This window comes from Cupriavidus sp. FW305-26, from assembly GCF_058787975.1.
Genome location: NZ_JBYTAH010000042.1, coordinates 1 through 11,173, shown reverse-complemented (window position 1 = coordinate 11,173; position 11,173 = coordinate 1). Strand labels below are relative to the sequence as shown.

General features: G+C 66.0%; 11 protein-coding genes. All 11 read left to right on the top strand.

What is annotated here, in order from left to right; genetic code table 11:
* Nucleotides 1-97 precede the first annotated feature (97 nt).
* The 11 genes from AC3WQZ_RS21560 (at nucleotide 98) to ftsB (ending at nucleotide 11,041) form a co-directional block, all read left to right on the top strand.
* The gene (locus AC3WQZ_RS21560; protein WP_037024362.1) at nucleotides 98-604 is read left to right on the top strand and encodes a gluconokinase; all 507 of its coding nucleotides are present in this window, start codon (nucleotides 98-100) and stop codon (nucleotides 602-604) included.
* Between the two features lie 334 nt (nucleotides 605-938).
* Nucleotides 939-2,414, top strand: coding sequence for a circularly permuted type 2 ATP-grasp protein (locus AC3WQZ_RS21555; RefSeq protein ID WP_010809004.1), 1,476 nt, complete (start codon nucleotides 939-941; stop codon nucleotides 2,412-2,414).
* 67 nt (nucleotides 2,415-2,481) lie between these two features.
* Complete coding sequence (locus AC3WQZ_RS21550; protein ID WP_010809003.1) at nucleotides 2,482-3,435, top strand: alpha-E domain-containing protein; 954 nt, start codon at nucleotides 2,482-2,484, stop codon at nucleotides 3,433-3,435.
* Nucleotides 3,436-3,482: 47 nt separating this feature from the next.
* Entirely contained in the window at nucleotides 3,483-4,322 is an 840-nt protein-coding gene (locus tag AC3WQZ_RS21545; RefSeq protein ID WP_193385847.1) for a transglutaminase family protein, read from the top strand.
* A gap of 115 nt (nucleotides 4,323-4,437) precedes the next feature.
* Nucleotides 4,438-5,259, top strand: a complete 822-nt coding sequence (locus tag AC3WQZ_RS21540) for a proteasome-type protease (RefSeq protein WP_010809001.1) — start codon at nucleotides 4,438-4,440, stop codon at nucleotides 5,257-5,259.
* Between the two features lie 21 nt (nucleotides 5,260-5,280).
* Entirely contained in the window at nucleotides 5,281-6,087 is an 807-nt protein-coding gene (locus AC3WQZ_RS21535; protein ID WP_010809000.1) for an alpha/beta fold hydrolase, read from the top strand.
* 139 nt (nucleotides 6,088-6,226) lie between these two features.
* Nucleotides 6,227-7,879, top strand: coding sequence for a CTP synthase (gene pyrG, locus AC3WQZ_RS21530; RefSeq protein ID WP_492301225.1), 1,653 nt, complete (start codon nucleotides 6,227-6,229; stop codon nucleotides 7,877-7,879).
* A 28-nt stretch (nucleotides 7,880-7,907) separates the two neighbouring features.
* On the top strand, nucleotides 7,908-8,777 hold the full coding sequence (gene kdsA, locus AC3WQZ_RS21525) for a 3-deoxy-8-phosphooctulonate synthase (protein ID WP_010808998.1): 870 nt from the start codon (nucleotides 7,908-7,910) through the stop codon (nucleotides 8,775-8,777).
* Between the two features lie 82 nt (nucleotides 8,778-8,859).
* Nucleotides 8,860-9,153 carry a DUF1330 domain-containing protein gene (locus AC3WQZ_RS21520; protein ID WP_058696912.1) on the top strand — a complete coding sequence of 98 codons (294 nt, stop codon included), beginning with the start codon at nucleotides 8,860-8,862 and terminating at the stop codon, nucleotides 9,151-9,153.
* Nucleotides 9,154-9,241: 88 nt separating this feature from the next.
* Complete coding sequence (gene eno / locus AC3WQZ_RS21515) at nucleotides 9,242-10,531, top strand: phosphopyruvate hydratase (RefSeq protein ID WP_010808996.1); 1,290 nt, start codon at nucleotides 9,242-9,244, stop codon at nucleotides 10,529-10,531.
* A gap of 168 nt (nucleotides 10,532-10,699) precedes the next feature.
* Nucleotides 10,700-11,041, top strand: a complete 342-nt coding sequence (gene ftsB / locus AC3WQZ_RS21510) for a cell division protein FtsB (protein WP_010808995.1) — start codon at nucleotides 10,700-10,702, stop codon at nucleotides 11,039-11,041.
* Nucleotides 11,042-11,173 lie beyond the last annotated feature (132 nt).

Sequence of the window (11,173 nt, the reverse complement as noted above, 5' to 3'; positions counted from 1 at the left end):
CCGGACGTCTTTGCGCCGCCGCAAGGACGTCCAGCTGGACCGACAAGGACAGACAAGGATGGCGACACCATCCGATACCAAGACCGACGGAGCAGACATGATCTATATCCTGATGGGCGTTTCCGGCAGCGGCAAGACCACGGTCGGCCAGTTGCTGGCGCAGCGACTGGGCTGCGGCTTCCATGACGCCGATGCATTCCACAGCGACGCCAACAAGGCCAAGATGCACGCTGGCGTCCCGCTGACCGACGAAGACCGCTGGCCATGGCTGGCGGCCATGCGCGCCGCCATCGACGCGGCCCGGGCCGAAGGCCGCACCCATGTGTTCACCTGCTCGGCACTGCGCCAGGCCTACCGCGACCGGCTGACCCCGCCCGACGGCGGCGTGACCTTCGTCTTCATGAAGGGCGATGCATCGCTGATCGGCACGCGCCTGTCCGCGCGCACGGAACACTTCTTCAACCCCGACCTGCTGCAAAGCCAGTTCGATACGCTGGAAGAGCCCAGCGACGCGCTGGTGCTCGACATCCGCCAGTCGCCCGAGGCGCTGGTCGCCACCATCCTGCAGGCCACGGTGCCGCAGGGCGCCGGCGCGGCGCGCTGACCTGCTGACCTCGCCGACCGTTCCGGCCGGCCCCGTTCCCGTGCAGCCCGCAAGCGGCCGCCAGCCTGGCTGGCGGCCGCTTTTGCGTGCGCTGGCAGACATCTTGCTAGTTCACTTTCCGTGCCGGCCGGCGCCCGCCAGCTTGCGGGTTTCGCCGGTACGGGTATGCTGAAAGGGCCAGTGACTCGACAGTATCGCCGTGAGCGTCCCGAACGGGCAGGCGCGGCGGGCTGGGGACGGGAAAGCCAGGGCAAAACCAGGGCAGCCGGTAGCGACCACGAAGTCGCAGTGAAGCGGTAGCACCGGAAGCCCGCGACATGGAGGAACGGCCATCATGGCGGGGCGGTATTTCGACGAGATGCTGGACTGGCGCACGGACGGGGCGCAATGGGTTATCCAGGCGGGGCAGGCGTTGCCTGAAGGCGCGGTGCGCCCGCATTACCGGCATTTCGCTGACTGGCTGGCGCGGCAGTCTGAAGGCACGATGGGCAACAAGCGCGCCGAGGCCGACCTGATCTTCCGGCGCGTGGGCATTACCTTTGCCGTCTACGGCGACAAGGATGAAGCCAACAGCGGCACCGAACGCACCATTCCGTTCGACGTGATCCCGCGCATCTTCCCGGCGAACGAATGGGCGCTGCTGGAAAAAGGGCTGCGCCAGCGCGTGGCCGCGCTCAACCGCTTTGTCCACGATATCTACCACGGCCAGGACATCATCCGCGCCGGCGTGATCCCGCCCGACCAGATCTACAACAACGCCCAGTACCGGCCCGAGATGCTCGGCGTCAACGTGCCGCACGACATCTATGCGCACGTGGCCGGCATCGACGTGGTGCGCGCCGGCGAGGGCGAGTTCTACGTGCTGGAAGACAACCTGCGCGTGCCCTCGGGCGTGTCGTACATGCTGGAAAACCGCAAGATGATGATGCGGTTGTTCCCGGACCTGTTCGCGCGCAACCGCGTGGCGCCGGTGGCCCACTATCCTGACCTGTTGCTCGACATGCTGCGCGGGGTGTCGCCGCAGGCCATTGCCGATCCCACCGTGGTGGTGCTGACGCCGGGCATGTACAACTCGGCCTACTTCGAGCATGCCTTCCTGGCGCAGCAGATGGGCGTGGAACTGGTCGAAGGCAGCGATCTCTTCGTCGAGGACGACCACCTGTTCATGCGCACCACGCAGGGCCCGCAGCGCGTCGACGTGATCTACCGCCGCGTCGACGACGACTTCCTCGACCCGCTGGTGTTCCGCCACGATTCCTCGCTGGGCGCGGCCGGCTTGCTGTCGGTCTACCGCGCCGGCAACGTGACCATCTGCAACGCCATCGGCACGGGCGTGGCCGACGACAAGTCGATCTATCCGTACGTGCCCGACATGATCCGCTTCTACCTGGGCGAAGAGGCCATCCTCAGCAACGTGCCGACCTATATGTGCCGGCGCCCGGACGACCTGCAGTACGTGCTGGACCATATGGAAGAACTGGTGGTCAAGGAGACCCACGGCGCCGGCGGCTACGGCATGCTGGTCGGCCCGGCCGCCACGCGGGCCGAGATCGATGCCTTCCGCGAAGTGGTGAAGGCGCGCCCGGAGCAGTACATCGCGCAGCCGACGCTGGCGCTGTCGACCTGCCCGACCTATGTGGAGTCGGGCATCGCGCCGCGCCATATCGACCTGCGCCCGTTCGTGCTGTCGGGCAAGGAGGTGCGCATGGTGCCTGGCGGGCTGACCCGCGTGGCGCTGCGCGAGGGCTCGCTGGTGGTGAATTCCTCGCAAGGGGGCGGCACCAAGGACACCTGGGTGCTGGAACGATGAACGCGAACCACATGATGACCGCCGCAACGACCGCCATGGCGACCGCCGCCACGCCAGGAGAGCCCACATGCTGAGCCGCACCGCCGACCACCTGTTCTGGATGGCCCGCTACACCGAGCGCGCGGAGAACACCGCGCGCATGCTCGACGTCAACTACCAGACCTCGCTCCTGCCGCAATCGGCCGAGGTGGCCGAGCAGGGCTGGTGGGCCATGCTCGATATCTCGGAGCTGACCGATGTCTTCGACCACAAGTACGGACTGCTGTCGCGCGACGATGTGATCGACTTCATGGTGCGCGACATGACCAACGCCTCGTCCATCATGAGCTGCCTGCGCGCGGCGCGCGAGAATGCGCGCGCGGTGCGCGGCTCGCTGACCACCGAGGTCTGGGAGACCGTCAACACCACCTGGCTGGAGGTGCAGCGCCTGATCGCCGACGGCGTGCTGAAGGAGGACCCGTCGGCGTTCTTCGAATGGGTCAAGTTCCGCTCGCACCTGGCGCGCGGGGTCCAGTTCGGCACCATGCTCAAGGACGATGCCTTTCACTTCATGCGGCTGGGCACGTTCCTGGAGCGCGCCGACAACACCGCGCGGATCCTCGACGTCAAGTTCCAGGCATCGGGCAGCGACGAGAGCGATGCCAACCGCGACCAGAACGATTTCTATCACTGGGCCGCGGTGCTGCGCTCGGTCTCGGGCTTCGAGGTCTACCGCAAGGTCTATCGCGCGGTCATTACGCCGCAGCGCGTGGCCGAGCTGCTGATCCTGCGGCCCGACATGCCGCGCTCGCTGGTGTCGAGCATGGACGAGGTGGTGGCCATCCTGCATACGGTGCGCAACCAGCAATCGGCGGAAACCGAGCGCCAGGCTGGTAAACTCCACGCCGACCTGAAGTACGCGCGCATCGACGATATTTTCGCGGTCGGCCTGCACGCGTACCTGACCAGCTTCCTGGAGCGCATCGGCGATCTCGGCAATGGCATCAGCCGGGACTTCCTCGTGCCGCTGCTGGCTGCCTGAAATGGGCCGCCGGCAGCCTCCATGTGCCGCCGCCGCGCCCTGATACCGTGAAATACAAGATCCACCACCATACTGTTTACCGCTACGCCGAGCCGGTGCGCCGCAGCGTGCACGAAGTGCGGCTCGAGCCGCGTTCGGGCCCGCTGCAGACGGTGCACCGCTGGCAACTGGTCGCGCCTGGCAATCCGTCGGCGGCGCGCGACGGATTCGGCAATATCGTGCACAACTTCACGGTGGCCGGACCGACCGGCACCATCTCGATCGAAGCCAGCGGCGAGGTGGAAGTGCTGCCGCCGCATGGCGACCTCGACCGGGACGGCCACCATGCGTTCTGCGACGCTCCGCCCCCCGGCGAGTCCCGGGTGTCGCCGCTGTACTTCCTCGGCAGCACGCCACTGACCTCGGCTCCGCCGGAGATGCAGGCGTTTGCCGCGCCGTTCCTGGCGGCCGGGCACGAGATTCCGGCGCTGCTGGCGTTGGCCCAGGGGATTGCGGAGCGGGTGCGCTACAAGCCCAACACCACTGACGTCGGCACCTCGGCGGCCGAGGCCTTCAGCCTGGGCAGCGGCGTGTGCCAGGACCAGGCGCAGGTGATGGTGGCGGCGTGCCGGGCGCTCGGTATCCCGGCACGCTATGTGAGCGGATACTTCTACGATCCGGCCGCGATCGAGATGGCCAGCCATGCCTGGGCCGACGTATGCCTGGACCCGGCGCGCGAGGTGTGGTGCAGCGTCGACATCACCCACGGCTGCCTGACCGACGAGCGTCATATACGCCTCGCGGTGGGGCGCGATTATGCGTCGGCTGCACCAGTCAGGGGCATCCTGGAAGGGGGGTCCGGCGAGACGCTTGAAGTTGATGTGAGCATCACGCCGCTTTTTACCTGATTAGGTGCCTGATTCCAGACAGGGCGCGGTGCCGCAGTACGGGCGCTAGAATCCCGGGTATGCAGGCCATCGGCTGGCCACTTCCGGCCGCCGCAAAGCACACCAAAACAAGACCATGACTTACTGTGTAGCCATGCGGCTGGATGCCGGCCTGGTATTCCTGTCCGATTCCCGCACCAATGCGGGGGTAGATGCCATCTCCACGTCGCGCAAGATGACGGTGTTCGAAGAGCCCGGCGACCGCGTGATGGTGCTGATGACCGCCGGCAACCTGGCGATCAGCCAGTCGGTGCGCCAGATCCTGGCCGAGAACCATGACGAGAAGCGCTCGCTGTGGACCGCGCGCGACATGTTCGAGGCCGCTTCCATCGTCGGCGAGGCGGTGCGCCAGGTGCACAAGCGCGATGCGCATGCGCTGCGCGATGCCGGCATCGAATTCAATGTCAGCCTGATCTTCGGCGGCCAGGTGCGCGGTGAACGCGTGCGGCTGTTCAACATCTACGCGGCCGGCAATTTTGTCGAGGCCACGCCCGAGAACTGCTACTTCCAGATCGGCGAGGCCAAGTACGGCAAGCCCATCATCGACCGCGTGGTGCACCCGTCGCTGCCGCTGGCCGAGGGAGCCAAATGCGCGCTGATCTCGATGGATTCGACGCTCAAGTCGAATATCTCGGTCGGCCTGCCGCTGGACCTGCTGGTCTATGAGGCCGATACGCTGTGCGTGACGCGCTTCGTCAACATCGACGAGCGCAACGCCTATTTCCGCATGATCCGCGACACCTGGGGGCAGCGCCTGCGCCAGGTCTTCGGCGAGATCCACAATCCCGAGTGGGATCCCGGCGCGCCCGCGGAATTCTCGCTGGCGCGTCCCGGCGAGGCCGACCGCTGGGGCCAGCCGGTGCGCGCCAAGCGCAATCCGTCGCGTACCCAGGACTGAGGCCGGGCGAGGAAACAAGCGATGCGCGAGATCATTCATTTTTCCCATGCCAACGGCTTCCCGGTGACCACCTACCGCAAGCTGTTCGGCGAACTGGACGGCGACTTCGAATTCCGCGCCGTGGACCGCTACGGGCACAAGCCTGAATTCCCGGTGACGCGCGGCTGGCCGCACCTGGTGGAGGAGCTGCTCGGCGAGATTGACCGCCAGTACCACGAGCCGGTGTGGCTGGTGGGCCATTCGCTGGGCGGCTTCCTGTCGCTGATGGCGGCGCTGCGGCGCCCGGAGCGCGTGCGCGGCGTGGTGATGCTGGATTCGCCGATCATTGCCGGCTGGCGCGCGTCGCTGCTGAAGACCGCCCAGATGTTCGGCATGGACGAAAAGCCCGGCCCGGCGGCGGTGACCAAAAACCGGCGCACCCACTGGCCGGACGCCGAGGCGGTCTGGGAACACTTCCGCGCCAAGCCCAACTTCGCGGTGTGGGACCAAGAGGTGCTGCGCGACTACGCCATCCACGGCACCGAGCCGACCGGCAAGGACAACGAGCGGCGGCTGCGCTTTGACCGCGAGGTCGAATACTGGATCTACCGCACGCTGCCGACCAGCCTGGGGCGCAAGGTGGCGCGCGGCGCGCCGGTGCCGGTCGGCTTTGTCGCCGGCACGCGTTCGCGCGAGGTGCGCCAGTGTGGGCTGGGTGCCACCCGCAAGCTGGTCGGCCCGAATCTGCGCTTTATCGAGGGCGGCCACCTGTACCCGATGGAGCGGCCGCAGGAGACGGCGCAGCTGGTGCGCGACCTGATCGGCGCGATGCGCCGCGAGGGGCGCTGAGGCGGGGTGCGGCGCATGCGCCGCAACGCACCGGGAAGGCCTGTTGCAGCCCCGCCGAGGAGGGGTGCTGTCACAATTTCCGGGTCGGCGGGAATCGGGCTCTCATGTATAATCCCGATTTCCCCGGCAAGCTCGGTTTATGACCAAATTCGTCTTCGTCACCGGTGGCGTCGTCTCTTCTCTCGGCAAGGGCATCGCTGCTGCCTCGCTCGCGGCCATTCTTGAGTCGCGCGGCCTCAAAGTCACCCTCCTCAAGCTAGATCCCTACATCAACGTCGATCCCGGCACGATGAGCCCCTTCCAGCATGGCGAGGTGTTTGTCACGGAAGACGGTGCTGAAACCGACCTCGATCTCGGCCACTACGAGCGTTTCGTCTCGGCCAAGATGCGCAAGTCGAACAACTTCACCACGGGCCAGATCTACGAATCGGTGATCCGCAAGGAGCGCCGCGGCGAATACCTGGGCAAGACCGTGCAGGTGATCCCGCATATCACCAACGAGATCCAGGCCTTTGTCGAAAGGGGCGCCGCGGCGTCGCACGACGGCAAGGCCGACGTGGCGCTGGTGGAAATCGGCGGCACCGTGGGTGACATCGAATCGCTGCCGTTCCTGGAAGCCGCGCGCCAGATGAGCCTGCGCATGGGCCGCAACCACTGCGCCTTCGTGCACCTGACGCTGGTGCCGTTCATTGCCAGCGCTGGCGAGCTCAAGACCAAGCCGACCCAGCACTCGGTGCAGAAGCTGCGTGAAATCGGCATCTCGCCGACCGCGCTGCTGTGCCGCGCCGACCGCCCGATCCCGGACGACGAGCGCGCCAAGATCTCGTTGTTCGCCAATATCCCGCAAGACGCCGTGATTTCGGTGTGGGATGCGGACAGCATCTACAAGATCCCGCAGATGCTCAACGAGCAGGGCCTGGACCGCCTGATCTGCGAGGAACTGCGCCTGGATCCCAAGCCCGCCGACCTGTCGATGTGGCAGAAGCTGGTCAACGCCCAGGAAAATCCCGAGCACGAGATCACCATCGGCATGGTCGGCAAGTACGTCGACCTGACCGAGTCGTACAAGTCGCTGATCGAGGCCCTGCGCCACGCCGGCATGCACACCGCCACGCGCGTCAACATCGAGTACATCGACTCCGAGGAACTGGAATCGGGCCACCTCGAAGTGCTGGCCCCGCTCGACGCCATCCTGGTGCCGGGCGGCTTCGGCAAGCGCGGCACGGAAGGCAAGATCCGCGCGATCCAGTACGCCCGCGAGAACAACATCCCCTACCTGGGCATCTGCCTGGGCATGCAGCTGGCCGTGATCGAGTTTGCCCGCCACCTGGCCGGCATGACCGATGCCAACTCGACCGAGTTCAACCTGGAAACCGAACACCCCGTGGTCGCGCTGATCACCGAGTGGGTGGACCGCGAAGGCAAGGTCGAGCAGCGCTCGGCCGATTCCGACCTGGGCGGCACCATGCGCCTGGGCGCCCAGCGCGTGCCGGTCAAGGAAGGCACCAAGGCAGCGACGATCTACGGCGCCGAGGTCAACGAACGCCACCGTCACCGCTATGAGGTCAACAACCACTACGTGCCGACGCTGGAAAAGGCCGGCATGGTGATCTCGGCGCGCACACCGACCGAGAACCTGCCGGAAATGATGGAGCTGCCCGAGTCGATGCACCCCTGGTTCGTCGGCGTGCAGTTCCACCCGGAATTCACCTCGACGCCGCGTGACGGCCACCCGCTGTTCAAGGCCTACGTCGAAGCCGCGCTGGCCAGCCAGCAGCGCAAGGGCGCGTAAGCCCCGGCGGCAAGCAGGAGAGACAGTCATGAAACTCTGTGGATTCGAGGCCGGCCTCGACAAGCCGTTCTTCCTGATCGCCGGTCCGTGCGTGATCGAGTCGGAGCAGATGGCGCTGGATACGGCCGGCGAGCTCAAGGCCATCACCGCCGAACTGGGCATCCCGTTCATTTACAAGTCGTCGTTCGACAAGGCCAACCGTTCGTCCGGCAAGTCGTTCCGCGGCCTGGGGATGGAAAAGGGCCTGGAGATCCTGGCCACCGTCAAGCGCGAGATCGGCGTGCCGGTGCTGACCGACATCCACGAGATCGACGAGATCAAGCCCGTCGCTGCCGTGGTGGACGTGCTGCAGACGCCGGCCTTCCTGTGCCGCCAGACTGATTTCATCCGTGCCTGCGCCCAGAGCGGCAAGCCGGTGAACATCAAGAAGGGCCAGTTCCTGGCGCCGCATGACATGAAGAACGTGATCGACAAGGCGCGCGACGCCGCGCGCGAAGCCGGTCTGCCTGACGATGTCTTCATGGCCTGCGAGCGTGGTGTCTCGTTCGGCTACAACAACCTGGTGTCCGACATGCGCTCGCTGGCGATCATGCGCGAGACCGGTGCCCCGGTGGTGTTCGACGCCACCCACTCGGTGCAGCTGCCGGGCGGCCAGGGCACCAGCTCGGGCGGCCAGCGCGAGTTCGTGCCGGTGCTGTCGCGCGCCGCCGTCGCCACCGGCGTGGCGGGCCTGTTCATGGAAACGCACCCGGACCCGAGCAAGGCCATGTCCGATGGCCCCAACGCGGTGCCGCTGTCGCGCATGAAGGAACTGCTGGCCGTGCTCAAGGACCTGGACACGCTGGTCAAGCGCGCCGGTTTCCTGGAAGACAACTTCGGCTGGCCGGCCTGCGCCTGAGCAGGCCCGGTCTTGTCACCACCGCAATGCCGGTGGTGACAAACCATATCGAAAGACAATACAAAAAATCGGGAGATTCTCCATGGCCGCGGGCTATATCATCGCCTACGTCGACGTGACCGACCCCCAGCAGTACGAAGAATACAAAGTGCTCTCGAGCAAGGCCATGCAGGTCCATGGCGCCGAGGTGCTGGTGCGCGGCGGCAAGACCGAGCCGCTGGAGGGCGAGTGGGCGCCGACCCGCGTCGTGGTGCTGAAATTCCCCAGCTATGAAGCCGCCAGGTCGTTCCATGACGGCGAAGCCTATCGCGCCGCCCGCAAGGCGCGCGAGCATGCGGCAAAGATGAACATGATCGTGGTGGAAGGCGCTGCCTGAGGGTTGTCGGGCAGTTTGACATGCGCCTGACACGGGCACAGGTTGAAGTAATCAGCAGCAGCAAGAATCAACAGTCAGAGAGGAATTCATGAGTGCAATCGTAGATATCATCGGTCGCGAGGTTCTCGACTCGCGCGGCAACCCCACCGTCGAATGCGACGTGCTGCTGGAATCCGGCGTGATGGGCCGTGCGGCAGTGCCGTCGGGCGCCTCGACCGGTTCGCGCGAAGCCATCGAACTGCGTGACGGCGACAAGTCGCGTTACCTGGGCAAGGGCGTGCTGAAGGCCGTCGAGCACATCAACACTGAAATCTCCGAAGCCATCATGGGCCTGGATGCCTCCGAGCAGGCCTTCCTGGACCGCACCCTGATCGACCTCGACGGCACCGAGAACAAGGGCCGGCTGGGCGCCAACGCCATGCTGGCGGTGTCGATGGCCGTGGCCAAGGCCGCCGCTGAAGAAGCCGGCCTGCCGCTGTACCGCTACTTCGGCGGTTCGGGCGCGATGCAGCTGCCGGTGCCGATGATGAACATCGTCAACGGCGGCGCGCACGCCAACAACAGCCTGGACATCCAGGAATTCATGATCATGCCGGTGTCGCAGACCAGCTTCCGCGAAGCCCTGCGCTGCGGCGCCGAGATCTTCCACGCGCTGAAGAAGATCCTGGCCGACAAGGGCATGTCCACCGCGGTCGGCGACGAGGGCGGCTTCGCCCCCAACTTCTCGTCCAACGAGGAATGCCTGAACACTGTGGTGCAGGCCATCGAGAAGGCCGGCTACCGTGCCGGTGAAGACGTGCTGCTGGCGCTGGACTGCGCCGCCAGCGAGTTCTACCACGAAGGCGAAGGCGTGTACCAGCTGGAAGGCGAAGGCCTGAAGCTGTCGTCGACCCAGTTCGCCGACTACCTGGCCAACCTGTGCGACAAGTTCCCGATCGTGTCGATCGAGGACGGCATGGCCGAAGGCGACTGGGACGGCTGGAAGACGCTGACCGAGAAGCTGGGCACGCGCGTGCAGCTGGTGGGTGACGACCTGTTCGTCACCAACACCAAGATCCTGAAGGAAGGCATCGAGAAGGGCATCGGCAACTCGATCCTGATCAAGATCAACCAGATCGGCACGCTGACCGAAACCTTCGCCGCCATCGAGATGGCCAAGCGCGCCGGCTACACCGCCGTGATCTCGCACCGCTCGGGCGAAACCGAAGACAGCACCATTGCCGATATCGCCGTGGGCACCAACGCCGGCCAGATCAAGACCGGCTCGCTGTCGCGCTCGGACCGCATGGCCAAGTACAACCAGCTGCTGCGCATCGAGGAAGACCTCGGCGATATCGCCAGCTACCCGGGCAAGGGCGCGTTCTACAACCTGCGCTGACACCTTGCCCTGCCGTTCCCGCTTGCGCGGGAGCGGCAGCAAGCGGATGGAATGGCGGGGGCCGGGATTCCCTGGCCGCCGCCGTTTTTGTATCGAAATCTGCCTGGCAATTGCCTTCCGGGCTGAGTTCGCAGATCATTGTGCGGAATTTCCTGTCCGCCATCTTTCATGCGCCTGATCTCGCTGCTGTTGTTTGTGCTGCTGCTTGCCATCCAGTACCCGCTCTGGCTGGGCAAGGGCGGCTGGCTGCGCGTGTGGGACCTGAACCGGCAACTGACCGAGCAGGGCACCCGCAACCAGACGCTCAAGCTGCGCAACGCCAAGCTGGAAGGGGAAGTCGCCGACCTGCAGGACGGCACCGGCGCGATCGAGGAACGTGCCCGCTATGAGTTGGGCATGGTGAGGGAAGGCGAGGTCTTCGTGCAGTTTGTCGCGCCGGCGCCCAAGGTCAGCGCGACGCCGCCGTTGCCGCCGCCGGCGAATTCGGTCGCCGGAAGAGGCGGCCACTAAGGGGCGCCTTGCCTCTCGCTGTCGGTGGGCTTGCATCCAGCCCGCCGCCTGCCTGTCACCACCAGCCGTACGGATAACCGCCCCAGCCCCAGCCGGGCATGCCGACGCTGACGCCGCCGCCCCAGTGGCCAC

What these genes read in the sequence shown, in the direction of transcription:
- AC3WQZ_RS21560 (WP_037024362.1), top strand. Translation starts at nt 98, where the DNA reads ATGATCTATATCCTGATGGGCGTTTCCGGCAGCGGCAAGACCACGGTC.
- AC3WQZ_RS21555 (WP_010809004.1), top strand. Translation starts at nt 939, where the DNA reads ATGGCGGGGCGGTATTTCGACGAGATGCTGGACTGGCGCACGGACGGG.
- AC3WQZ_RS21550 (WP_010809003.1), top strand. Translation starts at nt 2,482, where the DNA reads ATGCTGAGCCGCACCGCCGACCACCTGTTCTGGATGGCCCGCTACACC.
- AC3WQZ_RS21540 (WP_010809001.1), top strand. Translation starts at nt 4,438, where the DNA reads ATGACTTACTGTGTAGCCATGCGGCTGGATGCCGGCCTGGTATTCCTG.
- AC3WQZ_RS21535 (WP_010809000.1), top strand. Translation starts at nt 5,281, where the DNA reads ATGCGCGAGATCATTCATTTTTCCCATGCCAACGGCTTCCCGGTGACC.
- pyrG (WP_492301225.1), top strand. Translation starts at nt 6,227, where the DNA reads ATGACCAAATTCGTCTTCGTCACCGGTGGCGTCGTCTCTTCTCTCGGC.
- kdsA (WP_010808998.1), top strand. Translation starts at nt 7,908, where the DNA reads ATGAAACTCTGTGGATTCGAGGCCGGCCTCGACAAGCCGTTCTTCCTG.
- AC3WQZ_RS21520 (WP_058696912.1), top strand. Translation starts at nt 8,860, where the DNA reads ATGGCCGCGGGCTATATCATCGCCTACGTCGACGTGACCGACCCCCAG.
- eno (WP_010808996.1), top strand. Translation starts at nt 9,242, where the DNA reads ATGAGTGCAATCGTAGATATCATCGGTCGCGAGGTTCTCGACTCGCGC.
- ftsB (WP_010808995.1), top strand. Translation starts at nt 10,700, where the DNA reads ATGCGCCTGATCTCGCTGCTGTTGTTTGTGCTGCTGCTTGCCATCCAG.